Genomic DNA, 22,801 nt, shown 5'->3' with positions numbered 1-22,801 from the left:
GCTGGCCGGAAAGAGACAGAAAGGAGTTGCTGATTATTTATGGAAATAACCAGAAGAGAAAGCGGGAACATTGTGATTCTGGACATAAACGGAGAGATCGATCTCTACAATGCCCCAGAGATAAAAGATGTAATCGCTAAACTCATCGAGGAACAAAAATATTATACCATTATCAATTTGGAAAAAGTTTCCTACATTGACTCGTCTGGTATTGGTGCACTGATTTCCAGCCTCTCCAACCTGAAGAAATATCAGGGGGGACTCAAAATTATCAATGTCTCTGGATCGGTAAGAAAAGTGTTCGAACTCACAAAACTTACTTCTTTTTTCGAGATTTTTGATAATGAAGCAGAGGCAGTGTCTGCCTTCAAGTAAGATCGGATTTTAAATTTATCCTACCTTTTCTGAAACCTGGTGCCGCAATGAAATCAATCCAAAGAAAAATATCCTCCGTTTTTATAATTTTACTCACAGGTGTCCTGATCGCCTGTGGAGCGGAACTTCCGATTCAGGAGCTAAGCGACGCAAAGAATTCGATCACGAGAGCGAAATCTGCGGGCGCCGAGAAATATGCTCCGGCAGAATTAGAAGAAGCTCGTAAGAGTCTATTGAATGCACATCAAAAAGCTTCGGAAGAAGATTTGGCGGAAACGAAAAAGTCTGCGGAATATGCAAGAGCGAAGGCTTTAGACGCTTCCGAAAAGTCGTTTCCTTCCACTGTAGACGAAGCAAAAAAAGAATCGAGTATGGCAATCGACTCCGCTGACGAAGCTTATGCTTCTCAACTGGCGTCCGAACCGTACAATGCTGCGGTTCAACTTCGGAAAGAGGGAGATACGCTTCGCGAAACTGCTGACAGAACCTTGGAATCGTATCCGAGAGAATCCGGAGACGACGCAAAATTAAGAACTCGTTTGGCCGCGTTTGATCAATACGAAGCATCGCATCAGAAATATGTAGAATCAAAAAGAATTGCGGACGAATCCAAGGTGTTGGCTCTTTCCCAGAAACAACAACTCATTGATTCTCTTGCAGACATCGAAAAAAATCTGAATGACGCTGATAAATATGCCGAAGGAAAAGATCCGGAAGTAACGGAGACCAGAAATCGTCTGGAATCTGCGAAAGCGAAGATTGAAGAAGGAAAGATCAAAGACGGCTATGCCGAAATGGATGATATCCGAAAAAAATCCGGGGAACTCGTAGCAAAAAACATAAAGGCCTATGCTGAAAAGCAGAAGGAACTTGCAAAGCAGAGCATTGCATCCGCTACGACAAAATTGGCTTCTTTCGATAAAACAAAAATCAACGCATCCAGAGATTTCCAAGTATCTCATCAGAGAGCTGAAGAAAATTTAAAGGCGGCGGAAGAATCCAGAGTTTCCGCAGAGGATCTTTATTCTTCCGAAAAATATGAAGATTCCATCGCTCGTTCCGAAGAAGCAATTCGTCTTTCCAGAATCGTAGTGGATCAGTCTGCTGAACTCGCCGAGAGAATGGAAAGAAAAACCGGGGATAATGTCGCGAATCGTGATACTAAAACTGAAAAAGATGGAAAGGACAAGACGGAAAATACCACCGACGGAAAGAATTCTTCTCAGAAAATGGGCGAGGACGGCTTACCGGAAGGTTGGAAACGTTATGTGGTTCGCAAAAAAGTTCCTGCGGACTGTCTCTGGAGAATTGCAAAAGATAAGAGACACTATGGAACTTCTAAGTTTTGGAAACGGATTTTTGAAGCGAATCGCGGAAAGATTAAAAATCCAAACTTGATCTTCCCAAAACAAGTATTACTCATTCCTCCTGCAAAAGGACCAACGAAGTTTGATAAGAACAAGGTTCCAAGCAAGAAAAAACCTGCGGCGGAAGAAGTAGAGGCGATTGAACAAAATCAAAAACCTGCAACTTCGGAAGAAGTCGAGCCTGAAACCGGCGGCGAAGATGCGGAGAGCAAAAAGAAAAATGAAGTGAAAGAGCCGGAAACTTCCGGAGACGACGCTGGTTCGGAACCTGCTCCTGAGGAAGAAAACGCCGAAGAGGAAAATCCCGAAAATCTACAGTAAGAATTTTGGTTCTTCCTTAAGACGAAGGCTTGGTCGAGATGACCAAGCCTTTTTTGTGTCCGGAGTTCCGTCCACTTTTTTCAGAGAAGGCCTCCACCTTCGAAAACCTGTCTTTTCCAAACGTTTCCTTTTATCTTAAAAACTCGAAAACTACGCCGATCACGATCGGAATACCGGCCAAAATCGCCGCAACAAGGTTGGTCCGACCCTGTTTTTTGCATTCTTCCAACTTCTCCATCTCGTCCTTTGTCGAATCTTCGCTGATCTTTTGAGTTTTTTTAGAAATAAAATCCAGATAGGTATAATTTCCCATCAGACCGAAGACCAGAATCCCGCCACCGAATGCCGAGTGCGGAAGATCTTTTTCAAAAACATAAGTAAGGATGATAGAAGCCCCGAGAATGAGACCGTAGTAGATGATAGCGATCGAATACATCTTTCTGTAGGCATACCATACCGGTCCAAAAAAAACGGAAGCCCAGTTCCAAGAGTAAATTTTCATGGCCGAAGAGTTTTTTCTCATCCTTTCCCATTTTTTAAAATAGAAGTCGGCTTGGTTCCCGATAAATTCCCGATTTAAGTCCTTCTCATATTCGTTCAAAAGACTTTCCAATCTTTCCTTTCCTCTTCCTTTCACATGGATCTCCTATTCTGATTTTTTCGAGCTTCTCGAGGGTTATTATGGCAACAGGTTTTTGGAAATTTTTTGATTCCTAAATTCTCTCTTTTGTTTTACGTTAGATTCTCTTGAAGATTTTCAATCCGATTGTTTTTTATTTCTTCTTTCGCGGAAATTCCCGGGAATTTTTCCTAAGAATTTTCCGAAAACGGAAAATTTGTTTCTGAAGAGGACGTTCCGCGACTCTCGCTTCGTTTTTTGTTTGAGAATTCCGAAAATTGAAACCTCGAGCTCTTTTTTTGGATAAGATTTTTGACATTCCCTTCTTAATTTTGAAAATTCTTTCCTTTTCGGACTTAGGGGACGGAAGTCCTTCCGCAAAAGCGGATTCTTATTTTGTCATTCTCTTTGAAATTCACTTGATTGTGGCTTCTAAATTGGAAAACATTCTTTTGTATTGAAATGAAGCGCGCCTATACTCATCCAATTTCTTCCGTAAATTATCAAGACTACGAAACCTTAGTCGCCCTCGCCTGGCAGGAAGATTGTCCCGAAGAGGATATCACCTCCGTTTCCCTTTTTTCTCCCGAAAAAAAAGCGAGCGCCAGCCTGAACGCGAGAGAATCCGGAATTCTCTGTGGAACCGGTGTATTAGAAGTATTGAATGTTCTTTCCGGAAATTCCATCCAATACGAATTTTTTAAAAAAGACTCGGATTCATTCGTCAAAGGCGATACACTTCTAAAAATTCAAGGCAGTTTGATCGGAATTCTCCGAATCGAAAGAATTCTTCTGAACTTTCTTCAGTATCTTTCCGGGATCTCGACGCGCACCGGAGAAATCGTTTCCAAATACGGAAAAAAAGGTCTTATGATTTTGGATACGCGCAAAACTCTTCCCGGATATCGCAAACTCTCTAAGTATGCGGTCTATTGCGGGGGAGGAAGTAATCACAGACTCAATCTTTCGGAGATGGCGATGATCAAAGACAATCATCTCGCGATGTATTCCTCCGCGCACGAACCCGTCGGTAAAATCCGTTCCAAGTTTCCGGGAAGACTCGTGGAAGTGGAAATCGATTCTCTCTCACAACTCGAGGACGTGATGACATCCGGCGCCGACGTGATTCTTCTAGATAATTTTTCTTTGGAAGATACGAAGACGGCTTATACGATCTTGAAAAAAAGGGCTCCGAAAATTCAGATCGAATTCTCCGGAGGGATCACCCCTGAAAAGTTGGAAGTGCTTTCCGAATTTTCGGGCGCAGGTGTGAGCATGGGTTATTTGACTCATACGACTCGTTTTCTGGACCTCGGTCTGGATATAGAACAACACTGAGGATGGGATTTTTGAAAGCTCCCGCATCCAAAGAAATGCTTTTAGAAGGAGTCCGCGAGACTCTCGGAGACAACGCTTACGAATCCGTCTTAAAGGCGTATGACGTGTCCGAAAGGGCTCATCAGGGACAATTCCGTCTTTCGGGAGAACCGTATATCGTCCATCCGCTCCAAGTCGGTTATCTCCTTTTCGAACTCGGTCTGGACGAAAAGGTCATCTGCGCCGGACTTCTTCACGACGTAATCGAAGATACCGAGTATTCTCGGGACGATATGATCCGGGATTTCGGAGAGGACATCACGGATCTCGTCGAAGGTGTCACTAAAATTTCCAAGATCAAAAGCCAATCGAAAGAAACCGAAGCGGCTGAGAATATCCGTAAAATCATCGTAGCTACGATTAAGGATATAAGAGTTATTCTTATCAAACTCGCCGACAAAACTCACAACATGAGAACCCTTTCTTTTCAACCGGCGGAAAAACAAAGAAGAATCGCGCAGGAAACCCTTTCTCTCTACGCGCCGATCGCGGGAAGACTCGGGATTTATAAGATCAAATCGGAACTAGAGGATCTTGCGTTCCAGATTCTCAATCCGGAAGAATACCAAGACGTTAAGAAAAACATCAATTCTAAAAAATCGGAACGGGAAGGTTTTATAGAAACTCTGAAGATCATCCTTCTTCAGAGACTCTCCGAAATTCAGATCGACGCCGACGTGGACGGAAGGGCTAAACATTTTTATTCCATCTATCGTAAGATGAAACTAAAAGAAAAAACGTTTCACGAAATTTTCGATCTTCGTGCGATTCGGATCATCGCAAACGAAGTAAAGGACTGTTACGGTGTATTAGGAATCGTGCATACACTTTGGAACCCGGTCCCGGGTCGTTTTAAGGATTATATCGCGACCCCGAAGACTAATATGTATCAGTCGCTTCATACCACGGTGATCGGACCGGACGGAAAACCTCTCGAAGTACAGATTCGAACGAGAGAGATGAACGATATCGCCGAATACGGAATCGCCGCTCATTGGATGTATAAGGAAGGAAAACCTTCGACAACCGGAAAAAGCGTAAAAGTAAAATGGCTCGAACTCCTCAGCTCTTGGCAGGATTCGGCTTTGGATCCGAAAGAGTTCGTAGAAGAATTAAAATACGATCTCCACGAGGACGAGGTCTTCGTCTTCACGCCGAAAGGCGAAATTCTCCAACTGCCAAAGGGCGCCACGATCCTGGACTTTGCGTTTCGGATTCATACCGATGTCGGTTTAAAAGCCAAAGGCGGAAGAATCAACGGAAGAATGCTTCCTCTTCGCACCGAGATCCGTTCCGGAGATCAGATCGAAATCATCACTGACAAAAGGACAAAACCTTCTCCGATCTGGCTTCGGATCGTAAGAACTCCTTCTGCGAGACAAAAACTCCGGGCTTACTTTCGAAGACTCAGAGAAGAAACCAAAAAGGATCTTCAACAAGAAGCGGAGTTCGCCGCGGAGATTACGCTTAACGCGGATGTGCTTGAAGAACTGAAGAAAAAGCCTTCTTCGAGACCTACGAAACAAGTCGACTTAGCTGCAGGCAAAGTTGTCGTCGCGGGTCTTCGAGGAATTCCGGTTCGACTTTCCGGTTGTTGTTCTCCTCTCCCCGGAGACGAGATCATCGGATTTGTCACAAGAGGAAGAGGTGTGAGCATTCACAAAAAAGGATGTACCACCGCCAAACAACAGGAACAAGAAGAATCCATGCGAGTCATCACGGTGGAATGGGACTACGGTCAGAGCGAATCGATTCCCGTTTTGATCGAAGTCAAATCCAAGGACCGCCAAGGAATTTTTATGGAGATCGTGAAATCCATTTCCAACACACAGACCAATATCCGAGAATCCAAAGCCTCCACGGATCAGAGAGGAAATCTCGTTGCCAGTTTTGAAGTGGAAGTGGAACATTTGGACCAGCTCAAGGAAATCCTGAGCAATTTAAAACAAATCCCGGACGTTTACCAGGCTCATCGAATTAAAAATTAACACGAGGTGACTTTTTTTGAAAAAGATCTATCAACTTTTTATTTACTCTTCTTTTCTTTTTATTTCCGCAGGCGCCCTCATTCAGTGTGGAGAAAAAGAAGAAGCCGATACTTCTGCGGTTGTAGAAGACGTTCCTTGGAAGGGAAGTTCGGATTCGATTCCGGCGGCGCTCCGAGTTCAAAATCCGATCGTTTCTCCGGAAGCGAAAAAGGGCGGAACCTTTCGGATCTACAGTCATCAATTTCCGAAATCATTGAACTATTATTTGGATCAATTCTCCACGACCGCCCATATCTTCGGTCTGATGTTTGAGCCGCTTCTCGACTATCATCCGATCACTCTCGAACCGATTCCTCATCTTGCTTCTTCTTGGAAAATTTCTCCGGATAAAAAGAAGTTTTCCTTTACCATCGATTCGAACGCTACCTGGTCGGACGGAAAACCGATCACGGCGCATGACGTTCTTTTTACTTACGAAACTTTGATGGATAAGAATAACAATACTGCGGTTTTTCGCATCGATCTTTCCCGTTTTGAAAAACCCGTTGTTCTCAGCGATCGAGAAATCGAATTCACTCAAAAAGAAATTCATTGGTCCAATTTTAATACGATCGCAAATTCCCTCTACGTTCTTCCGGCGCATCACTTTCAAGGAAGGAACTTTGATAAGGAGAATTTCGATTTTCCGGTCGTTTCGGGGCCTTATTCTATGTTGTCCGCAAAAAAAGGCCGTTACGTAAAAATGAGAAGAAGAGGCGACTATTGGATGCGGGCTTATCCTTTTTACAAGGGCCTCGACAACTTCGATACGATTCTTTTTAAGGTCTATAACGAAGAGCCGATCGCGTTTCAAGCATTCAAAAAAGGTGATATAGATATCTACCCTACCTACACGGCTTCTTTTTGGGTAAAGGACGCGGTGGGGGATAAGTTCGAAGAAAACTACATTCTTAAACAAAAAATCTACAATTCCAAACCGATCGGTTTTCAAGGTTTGGTTTTTAATACTCGAAGAGAAATTTTTTCCGATGTGAGAGTGAGAAAGGCGTTTGCACATCTCGTGGATCGAAAACTTCTCATCGAAAAACTGGCTTACAACGAATACGAGGAAACGAACGCTTTTTACCAAGATCTTTGGCCAGCAAATTCTTCTCCCAATCCTCCGATCGATTTCGACGTGAAAAAAGCGAGGGAGCTTCTCGCTCAAGCGGGTTGGAAAACAAACGCGAGAGGAATTCTGGAAAAAGACGGTAAAGAATTCAAGTTTAGCATTTTGGAAAGAGATAAGAAGTCCGAAAAATATCTGACTCTGATTCAAGAAAGAGCGAAAGAAGTCGGAATCATCATCAGTCTCGAATCTACCGATCTCGCGGAATGGAGTTCGCGGATGGATAAGTATGATTTCGATATGACCTGGGCCGCTTGGGGCGGAGGGATTTTTAAAGATCCGGAAGCGATGTGGTATTCTAAATACGCGGAAGAAAAAGGACAACCGAATCTTGCGGGTTTTAAGAATCCTGAAGTCGATAAACTCATCGAACAACAGAGGGCCGAATTCTCAGTTCCAAAAAGAAACGAGATTCTTAAAAAAATAGATAAGATTCTTACATCACAAGTTCCTTATGTTCTTCTTTGGAATACGAGCGCTACAAGAATCATGTATTGGAACAAATTCAAGTTTCCTAAAAATCCGCTCGGTAAATACGGGAGCGAAAAAGAAGCCTCTTCGCTTTGGTGGTTGGATCAAGAACGTTCTTCCCAACTCGAGGAAGCGATCTTAAAAAAGACAAAACTGGCTCCTATTTCTGAAAAGGTTTTCTTTCAGTAAGATTAAGTTTCATGGCTCAGAGAAATCGTTTAGGAGAGTTAGGCGGAGTTATACGCGATTTTTTAAGTTCGCCTAAAATTCCCAACTTTATCGAGCTCTTGGAGAAAGGGCTTGATAAGGAACTCTTCTACGATCCTGAAAAAGCAAAACCTGAAATTCCGATCGAAGATCTTCCTGTCGATTTTCGTCTGAGAGAATCGGGTTTTGTAAGAAAAACTTACGAAAGATTGTTCCCGGTTTCGCATCTATTTCGCATAACGCACCGCTATGAGAGAGAATATCTAGACAACTTTATGCCTCTTTCCGCCGAAAAATATATCGGAAGGGGCTCTTATAAATTCGTTTATGCGCTTCCTTGGAATCAGGTCGTTAAAATCGGAAAGTCCAAACTTCCTTCGGATCCGATTTTCGGTTCCTTATACAAACACGTGAATAAGAATCTGGATCGTTATCTGAAACCCGAGGAAATTCATCTGATGGATTTTTTGAAATCCAATACCTGGACGAGATCGGCTAAAGAGGACATTCAGTTTAAGTTTTCCAGACTAGGTCTCGAGCGTCTTCATTATTGGAAACTGAAATCTCTCATTCCGGATTTGGTTCTTCCGACTCGTTACTTTATGGGTCTTCGCGCGAGAAAGACTCCGTTTGGAATTCCGATTCTTACCCTTACGCCTTGCGACAATCAAAACCTTCTTCCCGGGAAACACTTAAAAGAATTCATTCGTCTCAACGAGAAGATCCGACAAAACCCTTTGCAGGACGCGTTCTTTCCGAAGTGGAAGTTGAATTTTGACACTCATAAGTTCGGAGTGATCAGCCGTTCTAAGTTGAAAAAGATCGCTCTGGATTTTCACAGGGTGATCGAAGTGACAAAACACCTCGCGGAAGAGGAGAAGTTGATCTTCGATATTCATTCGGAGAATATCATCATTACGTTTCCGGATTTTTCTCTTAAAATTTTTGATTATCACGTTTTTGACGAGCATCTCTATGAACCGAGTAAGGAGAATCCTTCTCCCGAGATCGACCATATCAATACGATCCGTGAATTTGTGCGCTCTTTTGAGTTAGGTTGAAACGTGGACGGTAGACCGTCCGCTTCTTTTACGGTAAAACCGCGCTTGAGAGGAGGATGCTGGGTCGTCGGATCCTAAATTCTAAAATTGAAATCCCGTTTTTTAAATCTACAATAGTAATCGTTTAGAGGATTCTGACTGGCGGAGTTCAAATTCGTTTTCACGAGAATTTCGATCGACCCTTTGTCAGACCAAGGATTTCTCGTCACAAAGTGGACGGAACACCGCACACGTTTCCCCTTTTGCGGCGAATCCAAATCTCATTTTGTCGGTCCAATTTTTCTTTTTACAGAAAGGCCTTCTATAGAAGAGTGGACTTGAATTCACTTTCCTAAAAGGACCTTCCAGCAATGATCGATCGATATTCCAATCCTGCGATTTCCAAAATTTGGGAATTAGAAAACAAATTTGAAATCTGGAAAGAGATAGAAATTCTCGCCTGCGAAATCCGGATGAAACGCGGAGAAGTTCCGACCGAGGATTTCCAAGAAATCAAAACAAAAGCAAAGTTCAAAGTGGATGAAATTCTTGAGATCGAAAGTAAGGTTCACCACGACGTCATCGCATTCTTAACGAATATGAATTCCTACATCGGACCTGCCGGACGTCACGTCCACTACGGACTTACGTCCTCCGACATCGGGGACACGGCTCTCTGTGTGCAGATGGTTCAGGCCATGGATCTTATCCTAAAAAAAACCGACGAGTTGATCGTTGCAGTAAAAGAAAAGGCGATTCAATACAAGGATCTCCCTTGTATCGGACGCTCTCACGGGATTCACGCCGAGCCGATGACGCTCGGACTCAAGTTCGCATTATTTTTTGAAGAATTAAACCGAAATCGGAAAAGAATGGCGGACGCAAGAGAAGAAATCGCGGTCGGAAAACTTTCCGGTGCGGTGGGAACATATTCCAATATCGATCCGGAAATCGAAGCTTATGTTTGTGAAAAGATGGGACTTCGTGTGGACCCGATTGCAACCCAGGTAGTTTCGAGAGATCGTCATGCGTTTTATCTTTCCGTTTTGGGAGTAACGGCTTCCTCTTTGGACCGTATGGCAACGGAGATCCGGCTTCTTCAAAAGACAGAAGGAAGAGAAGTGGAGGAACCTTTTTCAGTCGGGCAAAAAGGCTCATCCGCGATGCCTCACAAAAGAAACCCGGTTATCTGCGAAAGAATCTCGGGGCTTTCCAGAGTCATCCGCGCGAACGTAAACGTTGGGCTCCAAGACGTTGCTCTCTGGCACGAACGGGATATTTCCCATTCATCCGCGGAAAGAGTCGTACTTCCGGATTCTACGATTGGATTGGAATATATCCTGGATAAGATGCTCTTTGTGATCAAGAACATCCACGTCTATCCGGATGCGATCGAAAGAACGTTAGGCGTCACACGAGGGTTGATCTTTTCGCAAAAGGTTCTTCTTGCGCTTATTGAAAAAGGAAAAATTGTCCGAGAGGACGCGTATATCATCGTTCAAGAACACGCGATGGCTGTCTGGGGGAATCCATCCGAAACTCTGAAAGGAAGACTCGAAAAAGATCCTCGAGTCAGTCAGGTTCTTACGCAAAAAGACCTGGATGATATCTTTAAGATCGAACCTTATCTCGAAAAAGTCGGACTCATCTACAAACGTCTGGGATTGGGTTAGTGCAAAACGTATCCGTATTCGGGCTCGGTTATACCGGGAAGCGTATTGCTGAAAAACTCCAAACGCTTCCTAAAATCTCACTTCGCAGTTTCTCCTCTAAGACCCGGATTTTCGAGACGGAGAATTTTGATTTCTCCGATCGTGATTCTCTCGCGGCGTTTTCAAAAAAAGTTTCTCCAAAGGAAATCGATCTTGGGATCGTAACGTTTCCGGTTCAAAAACTAAACGATCCATCTCTTTTTCTCGAAGTTCTTTTTTTATCGGTTAAGAATTTGATTCTTCTGGGAACGACGAGTATCTATCGAAGAGACCCGGATATCGTAGAATCGACTCCTGTTTTGAGCGATCACGACCGATTCTCCTTGGAGGAAGAATGGTTGCAGAGAGGGGGCAAAATTCTTCGTCTCTGCGGGATCTACGGACCCGGAAGAAACCCTGCGGATTGGGCGAGAAAAGGATTGGTTAAGAAGAATTCGAGACAACTCAATCTCATCCACGGCGACGATATCGCTCAAACCGTAGTTCGTCTAACACAGTTGATTCGAGAAAAAGGTTTTGAAGTCCTTCCGAACGTTCTCAATCTCTCGGACAATCAGTGGCACACTTGGAAAGAAATTTTTTCCTTCCTGGAAGAACACCGTAAAATTCCTAAATCCGAAATCGTGGAATCCGAACGAGAAGACAGTTTTATTGATAGCGGACTCTTACGGAGCTTGCTTCCTGATTTACAAACAAAAGACTTTTGGACAGAGTTGGAAAATCTGGAAGGAATCATTGATCTCTGAAATTACAAATATCCTCCATTTTTTTTCGATCGGCGGACTTATCTCGCTTCTTCTCTTTTTTTCGTTACGTTATTGGTATGATATTCGAGGAAGGATCGCGGTCTTTTTTATTCTTTCCATTCTTTCTTATCTAATTCTCAACCTGGACGTAAACGTTCAGATCCCTCCGATGATTCGAAATCTTCTTTTTCTTTCGGTTTTGGCTTTGCCTTTTTTTTATTGGCTCATTACGTTAGCCGCCTTTGAGGATCATTTCGAAATTAAAAAATGGTTTTGGGCTCTTCTTGCCGGAAAGCTGATCCTTTCGACGATCGCGACCTATCCGACACTGGGACAAATTTCACTTCGTGGCCCGGTCGAGTCCGAGAAGATTCTTTCCAGTATTCTTTTACCATCGATCTTTTCCCTCGGTTTTGTTTTGACCGCAATCATACAGACTTACATCGGAAGAAAGGACGACCTCGTAGAGTCCAGACGGACTCTCAGACAAATTCATATTCTCATTTCCGGAACGGTGATCGCGCTCAATATCTTCTCCCATCTTTTTTTGAGAGGAAAAGAAGTTTCCGAAATCTTAGATCTGATCAACGGAGTTCTCGCCTGGGGACTCATTCTTGCGTTTCAATTTTTGATGTTCGAACTCAAGGACGGACTGATCCAAAAAAAGGCCGGGGTTGTGGAAGAGGAGAAGCCGCTCGCACTGGATCCGATTCTTCAAAAAAAACTCATCGATTCTTTCGAAAAAGACAAGATGTATCGTTCGGAAGGTTTGACCATACGGAGTCTTGCGGATGAACTTCAGGTGCACGAGTACAAACTCAGAAGGCTCATCAACGGGAATCTCGGGTTTCGTAATTTTAACGACTTTCTCAACCGGTATCGGATTCAAGAAGCCTGTGAGATCCTGTTGGATCCGAATAAGGATGAGATTCCAGTCATTCGAATCGCGATGGATCTTGGATATCAATCCTTAGGTCCGTTTAATCGGGCTTTTAAGGAGCTTACCTCTCTCACTCCGACCGAATATCGAAAAAATCGAGTCGAACCGAAAATAAACCTAAACGATTTTGAAAATAGTAAGCCCAAATAAATTCTTCAGGCCATAATTATAAATGAAGTTCTTTGAGTCTTATCTTAGAGAAGCCGGAGAGAATAAAAATGACGGAATTGATTTCAAAGGTCGGTTATACCGGATTTTTCGGGATTGTATGGGGCACGTTATTCCTACGTTATTTGCTCTTTGCCGGAACCGCTTTTCTGGTGGTCTGGATACTTTTAGGTAAAAAACTTTCGCACAAGCTCATCCAAGGTAAAAAACCGGAATCCGAGAGGATCCGGCATGAAATAAAATATTCCCTGATAACATTTTTTATCTTTGCCTTTTCTGGAATTTTTACCGCCTGGTCTCAAGTAAACGGATACAATTTGATCTATGAAAACGTTTCCGATTACGGAACCGCGTATTTGATCTTTAGCATTCTTGCTTTGATCTTTTTGCACGATACCTACTTTTACTGGACTCATCGAATGATGCATCACAAACTCCTATTCAAAAGTTTTCATCTCGTTCATCATAGATCGACAAATCCTTCTCCATGGGCCGCGTTCTCTTTTCATCCGTTGGAAGCAGTCGTAGAGGCCGGAATTATTCCTCTCGCCTCCGTCTTGTTTCCACTTCATCAGGGAGCGATGCTCGTATTTTTTATTTATATGACTTCGCTTAACGTTTTGGGTCACCTATCCTATGAACTGTTCCCTTCCTGGTTTTTAAAAAGTAAATTTACGAACTGGCACAATACGACGACACATCACAACATGCATCATAAATATTTCAACTGCAACTATTCCCTCTATTTCAATTTTTGGGATAGAATGATGGGAACAAACCACGAGAAATACAAAGAAACTTTCGAAGACGTTGCGTCTCGAACTTCGAATTCCACCGAGGCGGTAATATCCAATCCGATGCGAAAAACAAAGGAAACCGCCGCAGTGTGACCTCTTTCGAAAGATTTTTTTATTTGAGGGGAAAAAAGATTCGTGTCGTATAACCGTCATTAGACGCCACTTCTTCCAAACGGCCTTTTAACTGGTGTGTAAGAAGAGAAATCAATTCCATACCTAGGGAATCTTTATTGGGTGGAGAATTCGGATTTTTGCCGGGTCCGTTATCGCTTACTTCGAGACAGGACAAATTCTGTTTCCCCATCGTAAAACTTACCGAAAGTTTTTTAATTCCCTGTATCTGCGGAAACGCGTGTTTCATAGAATTTGTAATGAGTTCGTTCAGAATCAATCCCAAAGGAATTAAGATTCCTTGATTTAGAACGAGAGATTCGCAATGAACGGTAGTCTGAAGGTCTTTGTCGTCGTATCCGAAAAAAAGCATAAGATTGGAAATAAGTTTTTGAATATAATCCGGAAGAAAAATCTGACTCTCCACGCTTTTCGAATACAATGTTTCGTGAATCATCGCCATGGATGCGATCCTATTTTGACTCTCCTCTAAAACTTTTTTTGCCCCGGGTTCGGTAGAATACTCCGATTGAAGTCCGATCAAGCTGGATAAAACCTGCATGTAGTTCTTGACCCGGTGATGGATTTCTCTTAAGAGTAATTCCTTCTCTTTTAAGGAATTACTGATCAGCTCCTCCGCTTGTTTGGGCAACGAGTAATCGATGATGACTCCTTCGAGCGCCAGTAATTCTCCGTTTGAATTAAAAACGCCGATTCCCTGTTCAAAACACCACTGAATCTTCCCGTCCTTTTTCCGGATCCGATACGTCAGTTGATAAGGAACTCCAGCTTGGATAGATTCGGTGACCCCGGATTGGACGAAATTTCGATCTTCTTCTAAGATGATATCTCCGAAATCCAAGGTTTTGTTTTCTAAAAACTCGTTCGGAGAATAACCGGTAAGTTGTTGGCACCCTTCGCTGATATATTCCATGCTCCAGCGAGGCGGATCGTTTTTACAACGATATACGATTCCGGAAATGTTGCTGATGACGGTGGAAATCTGCCTTTCGCTTTCCTTTAGTTTTTCCTCGACCATCTTCAAAGAAGTAATATCTACGATCATCGCGAGCGCTCCGTCGTAATTGCCTAGATCATCATACAACGGATTTGCCGAAGCGATCGCGAATTTTTTTTCACCCAGCCGATTTACAAAATTATATTCGGATATTTCGGTTTTTCCTTTTTTCCTTTCTTCCAGGCGAGCAGCGACTGAACTTCTGCGTTCCGGTTCGACAACTTCCAAAATATTCATACCGAGCATGTCTTCGGATTTTATTCCATAGAGATCGCCGATTTTCGAATTCGCAAACGTTGTTTTTCCCTCCTTGTCTATGATCCAAATCCCTTCTTGGGAAGTCTCTATGATCTTTTTGTAAAGTGAGTCGAACCTGGTCTCCGATTCTTTCGACCACTCGAAATATATCAGCAAAATTGAAATCGCGGAGCTCAGTCGGAAAAATCCGCCTAACAAGAATCCTACGACTGCAAGACTTGGAGTGTCGCGTATAAGAGGATAGTCGAGGATATGGATTCCCCAGAGGATAAAGTTCCATCCCACGATTTGGTTTCCTCGATAATACGCGGAAGGAATTTTTAGGAATAGAATACCCGAATAAATATGAGCGCCGCCGACAATCAAGTAGATCGGAGTCGAAGCGAGGACCGAACCTTGGAAATAAATTTCTTCGACGATAACCCACAAAAAACCGATCGGAAACGCCGAGTAGATACTTTTAGGAATTTCCTTTTTTAGAAAAAGAAAACAACCGGCCAGTAAAAAGAAAGCGCTGGTTATATCCGCGAAATGGGTTACAACCGAAATCCATTCATCGGGGCCGAGCGTTGCGCGATAAAGGTTTCCAAAAAGGAAAATCAATTGGAAAAACCACGATAACAACCAAAATAAGAGGAATTTATGTTTCTCGGTCAAATATAAGAATAAATAGACAAGATTGAAAATGATAACCGCAGTAAGTGCAAAAAAAATGGAAGGAATGATCCAGGAAGGCTGCATAGAAGATTTAAAATCAATGCTAGAGTAGACGGTTCTTTCACAATCCTGCAATTCATTTTCTAGGAATCCGACTTTCAAAGTTTGGCTTTTGTCCATCCGATTCTTTTTGCAGATCGTAGAACGAATAAATCTATGAGCGGAGAATTCGAATTCTTAGGATCCAACGTCGATGGACCTCCCGAGTTGTAAGTTCGAGACGAGAGTAAGTACGAAACTATCCTTTCTAGTTAGGACCTCGTTAAAGAAATACTAACTTTTTTTTCGTTCTTATTGAATCGAATATTCCCGAAGACAATAGTTTCCGGAAGGATGTTTGTACTCTTTTCTGAGAGTTGTATTTTTGCCGACTGCGGCGGAACGGATCGCAAACTTATCCATCATTTCCTTTTGGCCGCAGCTCGGAGTAATCACAAGCACGGCTGAAAATTCTTCCCAAGTCTTCCATTTGTGTCTGGAATCGTTGCGATACTTTCCCTTTGCAAAAGTTTTCATTCTCATAAGAAGATCGATTTCGGAGGCGATCAATCTTCCTTTTTTGTCGAAGTTGAATTCTTCGTGAAATCCGTTAAAGACTATGTATTTTCCTTCCGCAGAAATTTTGCTCGTGAGATCCCTGGCGGGCTGAAAGAGGTCGGTTTGAAATCCTTTCAAACAAAAATACTGAACCTTTTCAAAACTTTTAGTCAAAAGTCCGCCTTCGCTTACATAGAGACTCGCACTCCACAAAAAAACGATCAAGCCGAGACAGGTCGCGGCGATTCTTTCTTTTTTAATCGGACTTTCGATAAAACGAAATACCCAAAGGGAGAATATCGTAAACAGCGCGGGCAAAGGAGGGAATACGTGGCGAAGTTGTTTGTTTCCGGTGGTCGCATCTATAATGATATATTGCAAAAATAGAATACTTGTAATTGCTACGAGAGGATCTCGAAACGTTTTAGTTATCGATGTAAGAATCGAATCTTTCTTTTCCTGAATTCGGTTTTTAAAAAACCAGACCATCAGTGCGATTACGCCGAAGAAAAAAATTCGAAAGATCCAGGGTTCCTGAAAGACGTGACTGACCGGACTTGTCGTGGTCGGCGAAGAAAAAAGCGCGAACACAAAACTTTTCACGTATTCGTTTACGATCATTTGCGCGTTGATAAGACTCATCACTCGATCGGGATTGGCAAATATCCACGCAAGAGAAGGAGCGATTGCATAAAGATAAATCACTCGAATGGAAGAGGGAGCGATCTTTTTCCATTCTTCTTTTTGATAGTAGAGAAAAAAATTGAAGTCGATAAAAAGAAGAACGGAGCAGTAGTAGATGATCAGTTTGAATTGTCTTTGATCCAGGTTTAGGTTTGTCGCCACTCTTAGGATCGGAAGCGAAAGAACAAGCGCCACGACAAGGATCAGGAAAATTCTTCTGAAACCTTTGTAACGTTTTGCGAAAGCAAACTTTACGATTTCGGAATATTCTTTCGGTTTGGAAATCGCTTCGTAGGCTACGATCGCGATAAACAAAAGAAGGCCGTATGGATATTTCGTAAAAAACAATCCGAAAAGAGACAACACAACCGATAATTCGATCCTTTCTTTTTGATCGAATTCGCTTCGATACGGATCATCTTCGGTTTGTTTATAAATTTTATAAAGAGTATAATAAGTCCATAATAGAAAGAACATCCCCTGTGTTTCGAGCATCGAGGATAGGCTGTAAGAAGGCGCCTCCGTTGTGTGAAGCGTCAGAGCCAAGGTAAGAATCGAAACAAGTCCCGCTTTCCAAGCAGATCCCGTAATTTTAAAAACTATATAAAGAATCGCGGGAAAACAAAGGACGTAAAACACGAGTCCTAAAAATGAATCCTTCCAAGTGATCGGCATATCGCCGGGCGTCAAAAGGAGTAAAAGGGAAAGAAAGGAACGAAGGGGAGGCCAGGTCGGAGATTCTAAAAACGGGAAAAATGCGCGCCAAATTCTAAATTCCTTAAAATCCTGATACTGGTCGAGGACTACATTGAGTCTTATGTTTTCGTCCCAGGTCAAAAGATCCTTGAGGCTACAGGTCCTGATAAAAATTTCCCAGTTTGTATAACCCATGTAAAACGCAAGTCCCAGGGATAAAAAACAAAGTAGAATGCCCGGAACCGGAAATTTGTCTTTTTTCATCTTCGTCTCCGTAAAAAGGGATGGTGTTCCACTTTTATCTTTTCTTTGTCTGTTTTGCGTTTTTGGAAGAATACACGTTTTCGATCACATACAGAGGTCTGTTTTTAGACTCGTCGTTGACACGACTTAAGTATTCCCCGATCATCCCGAGGGCGAGAAGCTGAGTTCCGCCTAATATGAGTACTACGATCATCATCGAACTCCAGCCTGTGATCGTCTCGGAAGTAAAAATTCTTAGATAAATGACGAATAACGCGTAGATCGCGCCGCCGAAAGCGGTGAAAAAACCGAGATAAGAGGACAACTTTAGAGGAGCGGACGAGAAGGACGTGATTCCGTCTAACGCGAACTTGAGCATCTTTCCTACGGAGAATTTTGTGACTCCCTCGAATCGTTCCTCTCTTTCGTATTCGAGTCCGGTTTGTTTATATCCGATCCATGAAATGAGTCCCCGTATATAACGATGTTGTTCTCTCATGGAACAAAGAACGTTCGTAACTCTTCGGCTCATGATTCTAAAATCGCCAGTGTCGATCGGAATGTCGAACCTCGTGATCTTCTTTAGAATTCTGTAAAATACGTGAGCGGTCAAAAGTTTGAACCAGGATTCTCCCGGTCTTTTTTTTCGTTTTGCGTAAACTACGTCGTATCCTTCGAGTAGTTTTCCGTAAAGATCTTCCACAAACTCGGGAGGATCCTGTAAGTCGCCGTCCATAACAACTACGGCGTCTCCTCTTGCGGTATCGATGCCGGCTGTAATCGCCGTTTGATGACCGTAGTTGCGGGATAGATTTACGAGATGAAAGCCGTTTGTCTGCGCGCAGAATTTTTTAAGAACTCCGAAACTATCGTCTCTGGATCCGTCGTTGACAAAGAGAACTTCTAAGTCGTCTTTTTTGAAGGAACGATTTTGGATCAAGAGGTCTTGGAGAATAAAAAGTCTTCTCGTAAGTTCCGGAATGGTTTTTTCTTCGTTGTAGATCGGGATGACAACGGAAAGGAGAGGAGGTCTTTCGGCCATAAGATGTACCCGTTAGGATTGCAGGAGTCGGCTTTTTGTCCAGAATTATTCCCCGGCTTTTGTCCCAAGACTTCTTGCTCTCTTCTTTGCCGGTATGTCGCTGAAATCGGGTTTTTGCCCTGATTTTTAGTGCTATGCTTAAAAATTCTCTTTACAAATTGCTAGGAAATTAAATTATACTTGCATCCAATATCCAAGTCAGGGTTATGAAAATTAAAGTCACCACGAAAAACGACGTCCACATCATCAAGATTGAAGGGCCGATCAAAGCAGGGAATGAGTTCGAGCTCGGACAAAAAATAGAAGAATACATTTCCAAAGGTGACGTTCCGAAATTTATCATCGATTTGAAAAAAGTTCCCTTTATCAACTCCGCCGGTCTTGGTATGTTTTTGAATATTTACAAACACATCGACGGCTTAAAAGGAAGAATGGTTTTTACAAACCTCAACTCCGATATAGAGAACTTAATGGAGATTACCAAGCTCGCCAGCATCTTTGAAATTTATAAGACTCTGGAAGAAGCTCTTGAATCTTTTGAATACTGATCCAATCAGAAGTCGTGGAAACTTTCAAACGTCATTTCCAACGCCATAAACGACTTTATTACTTTTTCTTTAGTCTATTATTTATTTACAAATTAGTCTTCAACCGATTTACGGGACAGTTTGTTTTTGACAAGGTTCTATCGGGTTCCATTCGAGGAACCGCGAATTTTACGGTAACAAAGTTTTCCCTTTTTTACGGAATCACTCTGGAAGATCTGATCTTGAGGTCGGATGTTTCCTTTGAAAACAAACCCGTACTTTCCCTAAAGGAACTGGATCTTTCCTACAATCTTCCGTTGATCTTTTTGGGAAGGGCCAAACTTTCGAGGATCGCTCTCGTCGGTCTCAACCTGGATCTAAGACAAAAAAAAGGAGAATGGAACGTTTCCAAACTTTTTCCTCCTTCGAACGAATCCACAGAGAAAGAAAAACCTTCCGATCCTTTGGAAGAGATAGCGACTTATCTTCCGGTAAGCGCGTATCTCAAGTTCGAACTCAAAGATCTTTTTGTCCATGTCACATCCGAGTCCGGTCTTTCCTCTTACAAGGCGGGACTAGAAGGATTCAATCTGGCGCTGGAATTGGATACGGTTCGTTTTCGCAAAATTCCGATGAATCTTAGAATTCTTCAACTCATCGATACGCTTCGTTTTCAAATGAATCCAGAGAAGACGGTTCAGATCTACTTTGAAGACAATTCTAAATCTCTCAATCAACCCTTTCGGATGAATCTCGAACTCACAAGAGACGATTCAATTGCGGGCGGTCTTCTCGTATCGAAAGCCGATATCGGTTCCGATGCGGTTCCGATCCGTGTCCGCAATCAACTCTTGGCTCCTTTCGGTTTCGCGTTCCGTTATCAACTCGGTTATCTCGAAAAGGAAGATAAACTCAAACTCGAAAGTTTAGAATGGAAGGTCAATCAGGACGTTTGGTTACAAGGCGCGGGTGAGATGACGGGAGTTTCTTCTAAAGAAAGGGAAGTTCGATTCTCCATTCAGAAGTCTTCGATTCGTTTAAAACCGCTTTCCGATTTTTTATCCACGATTCCCGGAATTCCAAAAATGAACTTGGATGGAGAATTGAGCCTGGCGCCGATTACGATCTCGGGAAAAGATACTCGTTTGAAAGTGTCCGCGGATATTTCCGCGAAAGATCTTTTTGTTTCCATCGGCGGTAAAAATCATAGAATTCCGACCTTACGTTTGGCGGCGGATTCTATTCTTCATCCTCTCACACAAGAAACGGCAACCGCGTCTAAACCGCTTCCGATCCTCGAAAATCTGGAATTGAAAGAATTGACCCTCGTTTACAACGGGATAGAACTCGCCGCGACCGGGAGTATTTTCCGAGGATCCGAACTTGATCTGAATCTCGCCGTTCAAAAATTAAATCTTACCGATTACGTAAAAACTCTCAACGGGATTCTCGGGCTTCAGCTTAAGATCGGCGGTTCATTCCATTCTTTGAATATACTCGGAGGGGTTCAAATCGGCGGTTTCCGTTTTCCGATGGGAAGGGGAAAGTCCTCGCCGATTCCGGTCGGACTCGATCTAAAATCACAGATTCAATTTGAAAAACCGTTTGTCCCGAGTATCGTAAAACTCGATTCTTTTTCTATTCTCACAAAGGGTGTGGAGGGAAAAGAATCTCTTTCGATCTTTGCAAAAGGATTTCTTTCTTTAGAAAAAGGGTTTCGAATGTCCCTTTCCTCCTTACAATTGAAAACCACACTCGATCGCCTAACGCCTACACTTCCCCTATCGCTTCGCGAAAGTCTGATTCCTGTGAGAAACAATTTAGGAAATCAGATTCATCTCGACGGAAACGCGGATTACGCTCTTGTCGATGGAGCCCAATCCGTTTCGGGAAAACTTCTTTTTGATCTTCCGGGAATCCAAGTGCAGGATTTAAAACTGGATCTGGAAGTGAAGATCGCAAAGGATTCTTCCATTCATCTTCCTAAACTGACTCTTACTGCGTTTCAATCCAGATTTCGGATGGAAGCGAGCGGAAATCTTAGAAAAGCCGCAAAGACGGAAGAGGGAGTGTTCGGCGATCTTATTCCCGATCTCAAAGGCGGCGTTGTTTTTAAATCCGAAAAACCCGCTTATCTTTTTAAAGGGATTACGTTTGCGGGACTTTTTTCGATCGACTTCCGTCTGAAAAATTCCGTCGTTAGCGGAAATCTTCTTTCTAAAAATACGAACATCGGTTATGCGAATTCCTTTTGTCCTGGCGAGGACTGTAAACTCTATCAGATCGAGGGAATGAACGCGGAATTTCCGTTTGTCCACGATCTTGCTCTCAGAACGACCGCAAATCTCATCGACGGAAACAAGGAAAAATTCATCAAAACCTATGGAAGAATTCCAGTTCCGAATTTTACGATCAGACAGATCGTAGGAACTCATCCGTCGATCAACGGACTCCCTTTCGACTACGTAAAGCCGAAGGGCGGTCAACCCGGTCTCTCGGCGAGAATCGATTACTCCGAAAACTTTCTCAAATTAGAATATTTGAAAATTCTAACATTAGACGGACTTGTCGCGGGAAAGGACATTCTCGTAAACGTCGGAGAGGGAAAACCAGAGAAGATGGAATTTAGCGCGGTCGTTCAAATCAAGGACATCGACCTAAAACAACTTCTTCCTCCGAAAAGCAGATCCAAGATCGACGACGGAAAAATAAAGGCGGACCTCAACGTTTCGGGAAGAAATCTCGCGGATCCGATTCCGAATATCAATCTTTTCTTTAGCGTCTTTCAGATCGGTCAGGACTTTGCGAAAAGCGCCGTGAACGTCTTCACTCCTTCGAACGTTTTTACCGATTTTATCTATAACAGCTACGCAGTGGACAAGATCGAAGTCGAGTTGTCAAAGGGGCTCGTCTATGCGGTCATTCAATTCAAACGTTCTATTTTAAATACGATCATCAATTTGGAAAACAGTCAGATTTCACAACAAAGAATGCCTCTGGCAAATTTCTTAAAAAGGGCAAGATCCGAAATCGACACGTATCAGTGAAGGAGTCCCAACATGAAACAATTTCTTTTCCATCGAAACTTTAACATCCTATTTTTAGGAATTTTATTCTCCGGTTGTATCATCAAGTCTCCTCTGATCACGTTTACCCAAACTCAGACTTCCTCCGAAAAACAGATGATCGGAGAGGATAGGATTCTCGAAAAGGACGGTTGGCTTATCTCTTCGATCAAAACTTCCTCCGCGGGTTCGGAGGTCTGGAAAAAGGATTATTCGGGAGATTCTTATTCTCAAGGAGATAAGAATATTCTAATGTCCTTAAGAGCTCTCGCCTATCTCGCCCCCGAGATCAAAACTTGGAAAGAAGAGGGTTTTCTTGCCGAGGGGAGGGACGGTAGACTTAGAATCAACCCTTCCGCCGGAGACGCGGGAATCAAAAACGAACTTTCGAAAAAAGAAATCAAAACTCGGATCGACTCCCTCGTAACTCTCGCAAACGAACACAGAATCAAGGTGATTTCCACAAAGATGAGCGCCCAGACAAAAACGGATTCGAAAGAATCGTCCGCAAATCTTCGCACGCATCTGGAACAAACCTGGTATCGTCTTGTGGAAAAAGGGGAATACTACGAGCAGTCTCCCGGTAAATGGATTCGTAAGGAGTAGG

The 22,801-nt window shown here is 42.9% G+C and carries 18 protein-coding genes; 14 read left to right on the top strand and 4 right to left on the bottom strand.

Annotated features, from left to right (window positions below):
* Positions 1-39 precede the first annotated feature (39 nt).
* Positions 40-375 carry an STAS domain-containing protein gene (locus JWG44_RS09540; RefSeq protein WP_002745051.1) on the top strand — a complete coding sequence of 112 codons (336 nt, stop codon included), beginning with the start codon at positions 40-42 and terminating at the stop codon, positions 373-375.
* A 47-nt stretch (positions 376-422) separates the two neighbouring features.
* Positions 423-2,063 (top strand): lipoprotein LipL71, encoded by a 1,641-nt coding sequence (locus tag JWG44_RS09535; protein WP_205274722.1) that lies wholly within the window; start codon positions 423-425, stop codon positions 2,061-2,063.
* A gap of 130 nt (positions 2,064-2,193) precedes the next feature.
* On the opposite strand, the gene JWG44_RS09530 is transcribed toward JWG44_RS09535, so the two are convergent.
* Positions 2,194-2,700, bottom strand: coding sequence for a DUF2628 domain-containing protein (locus tag JWG44_RS09530; RefSeq protein ID WP_205274721.1), 507 nt, complete (start codon positions 2,698-2,700; stop codon positions 2,194-2,196).
* A 260-nt stretch (positions 2,701-2,960) separates the two neighbouring features.
* On the opposite strand from JWG44_RS09530, the gene JWG44_RS09525 reads away from it, so the two are divergent.
* The 9 genes from JWG44_RS09525 (at position 2,961) to JWG44_RS09485 (ending at position 13,389) form a co-directional block, all read left to right on the top strand.
* A complete protein-coding gene (locus tag JWG44_RS09525) occupies positions 2,961-3,143 on the top strand; it encodes a hypothetical protein (protein WP_205274720.1) in 183 nt (60 codons plus the stop codon).
* Between the two features lies 1 nt (position 3,144).
* Complete coding sequence (nadC, locus tag JWG44_RS09520) at positions 3,145-4,020, top strand: carboxylating nicotinate-nucleotide diphosphorylase (RefSeq protein ID WP_408611940.1); 876 nt, start codon at positions 3,145-3,147, stop codon at positions 4,018-4,020.
* A gap of 2 nt (positions 4,021-4,022) precedes the next feature.
* Positions 4,023-6,047 carry a RelA/SpoT family protein gene (locus JWG44_RS09515; RefSeq protein ID WP_205274718.1) on the top strand — a complete coding sequence of 675 codons (2,025 nt, stop codon included), beginning with the start codon at positions 4,023-4,025 and terminating at the stop codon, positions 6,045-6,047.
* 16 nt (positions 6,048-6,063) lie between these two features.
* Positions 6,064-7,875: an extracellular solute-binding protein gene (locus tag JWG44_RS09510; RefSeq protein WP_232371575.1), complete on the top strand. Its 1,812-nt coding sequence runs from the start codon at positions 6,064-6,066 to the stop codon at positions 7,873-7,875.
* 11 nt (positions 7,876-7,886) lie between these two features.
* Positions 7,887-8,954 carry a hypothetical protein gene (locus JWG44_RS09505; RefSeq protein WP_205274717.1) on the top strand — a complete coding sequence of 356 codons (1,068 nt, stop codon included), beginning with the start codon at positions 7,887-7,889 and terminating at the stop codon, positions 8,952-8,954.
* Between the two features lie 350 nt (positions 8,955-9,304).
* A complete protein-coding gene (gene purB / locus JWG44_RS09500; protein ID WP_205274716.1) occupies positions 9,305-10,606 on the top strand; it encodes an adenylosuccinate lyase in 1,302 nt (433 codons plus the stop codon).
* The gene (locus JWG44_RS09495; RefSeq protein ID WP_205274715.1) at positions 10,606-11,391 is read left to right on the top strand and encodes a Rossmann-fold NAD(P)-binding domain-containing protein; all 786 of its coding nucleotides are present in this window, start codon (positions 10,606-10,608) and stop codon (positions 11,389-11,391) included. The genes purB and JWG44_RS09495 overlap by 1 nt, the downstream gene beginning before the upstream one ends.
* Positions 11,381-12,481, top strand: a complete 1,101-nt coding sequence (locus tag JWG44_RS09490; protein WP_205274714.1) for an AraC family transcriptional regulator — start codon at positions 11,381-11,383, stop codon at positions 12,479-12,481. Before JWG44_RS09495 ends, JWG44_RS09490 begins: the two co-directional genes overlap by 11 nt.
* Positions 12,482-12,549: 68 nt before the next feature.
* A complete protein-coding gene (locus JWG44_RS09485) occupies positions 12,550-13,389 on the top strand; it encodes a sterol desaturase family protein (protein WP_205274713.1) in 840 nt (279 codons plus the stop codon).
* A gap of 19 nt (positions 13,390-13,408) precedes the next feature.
* On the opposite strand, the gene JWG44_RS09480 is transcribed toward JWG44_RS09485, so the two are convergent.
* From JWG44_RS09480 to JWG44_RS09470, 3 genes are all read right to left on the bottom strand, one after another.
* Positions 13,409-15,424: a PAS domain S-box protein gene (locus JWG44_RS09480; RefSeq protein ID WP_205274712.1), complete on the bottom strand. Its 2,016-nt coding sequence runs from the start codon at positions 15,422-15,424 to the stop codon at positions 13,409-13,411.
* 267 nt (positions 15,425-15,691) lie between these two features.
* Positions 15,692-17,581 (bottom strand): hypothetical protein, encoded by a 1,890-nt coding sequence (locus JWG44_RS09475; protein WP_205274711.1) that lies wholly within the window; start codon positions 17,579-17,581, stop codon positions 15,692-15,694.
* Between the two features lie 34 nt (positions 17,582-17,615).
* The gene (locus tag JWG44_RS09470; RefSeq protein ID WP_205274710.1) at positions 17,616-18,602 is read right to left on the bottom strand and encodes a glycosyltransferase family 2 protein; all 987 of its coding nucleotides are present in this window, start codon (positions 18,600-18,602) and stop codon (positions 17,616-17,618) included.
* A gap of 206 nt (positions 18,603-18,808) precedes the next feature.
* Here JWG44_RS09470 and JWG44_RS09465 point away from each other — a divergent pair, with 206 nt between their 5' ends.
* The 3 genes from JWG44_RS09465 to JWG44_RS09455 are packed head-to-tail and all read left to right on the top strand — an operon-like array spanning position 18,809 to position 22,800.
* Positions 18,809-19,150 carry an STAS domain-containing protein gene (locus tag JWG44_RS09465; RefSeq protein ID WP_000695903.1) on the top strand — a complete coding sequence of 114 codons (342 nt, stop codon included), beginning with the start codon at positions 18,809-18,811 and terminating at the stop codon, positions 19,148-19,150.
* Between the two features lie 14 nt (positions 19,151-19,164).
* The gene (locus JWG44_RS09460; protein WP_205274709.1) at positions 19,165-22,176 is read left to right on the top strand and encodes an LIC_11026 family protein; all 3,012 of its coding nucleotides are present in this window, start codon (positions 19,165-19,167) and stop codon (positions 22,174-22,176) included.
* Positions 22,177-22,188: 12 nt separating this feature from the next.
* A complete protein-coding gene (locus JWG44_RS09455; RefSeq protein WP_205274708.1) occupies positions 22,189-22,800 on the top strand; it encodes a DUF1318 domain-containing protein in 612 nt (203 codons plus the stop codon).
* The last annotated feature ends 1 nt before the right edge of the window (position 22,801 follow it).

It is taken from the genome of Leptospira ainazelensis, from assembly GCF_016918785.1.
GTDB classification, from domain to species: Bacteria; Spirochaetota; Leptospiria; order Leptospirales; family Leptospiraceae; genus Leptospira; species Leptospira ainazelensis.
Note: the sequence above shows the minus strand (reverse complement) of the source record. Positions and strands in the feature narration are given on the sequence as shown.

What these genes read in the sequence shown, in the direction of transcription:
- JWG44_RS09540 (WP_002745051.1), top strand. Translation starts at nt 40, where the DNA reads ATGGAAATAACCAGAAGAGAAAGCGGGAACATTGTGATTCTGGACATA.
- JWG44_RS09535 (WP_205274722.1), top strand. Translation starts at nt 423, where the DNA reads ATGAAATCAATCCAAAGAAAAATATCCTCCGTTTTTATAATTTTACTC.
- nadC (WP_408611940.1), top strand. Translation starts at nt 3,145, where the DNA reads ATGAAGCGCGCCTATACTCATCCAATTTCTTCCGTAAATTATCAAGAC.
- JWG44_RS09515 (WP_205274718.1), top strand. Translation starts at nt 4,023, where the DNA reads ATGGGATTTTTGAAAGCTCCCGCATCCAAAGAAATGCTTTTAGAAGGA.
- JWG44_RS09505 (WP_205274717.1), top strand. Translation starts at nt 7,887, where the DNA reads ATGGCTCAGAGAAATCGTTTAGGAGAGTTAGGCGGAGTTATACGCGAT.
- purB (WP_205274716.1), top strand. Translation starts at nt 9,305, where the DNA reads ATGATCGATCGATATTCCAATCCTGCGATTTCCAAAATTTGGGAATTA.
- JWG44_RS09485 (WP_205274713.1), top strand. Translation starts at nt 12,550, where the DNA reads ATGACGGAATTGATTTCAAAGGTCGGTTATACCGGATTTTTCGGGATT.
- JWG44_RS09480 (WP_205274712.1), bottom strand. Translation starts at nt 15,424, where the DNA reads ATGCAGCCTTCCTGGATCATTCCTTCCATTTTTTTTGCACTTACTGCG.
- JWG44_RS09475 (WP_205274711.1), bottom strand. Translation starts at nt 17,581, where the DNA reads ATGAAAAAAGACAAATTTCCGGTTCCGGGCATTCTACTTTGTTTTTTA.
- JWG44_RS09470 (WP_205274710.1), bottom strand. Translation starts at nt 18,602, where the DNA reads ATGGCCGAAAGACCTCCTCTCCTTTCCGTTGTCATCCCGATCTACAAC.
- JWG44_RS09465 (WP_000695903.1), top strand. Translation starts at nt 18,809, where the DNA reads ATGAAAATTAAAGTCACCACGAAAAACGACGTCCACATCATCAAGATT.
- JWG44_RS09455 (WP_205274708.1), top strand. Translation starts at nt 22,189, where the DNA reads ATGAAACAATTTCTTTTCCATCGAAACTTTAACATCCTATTTTTAGGA.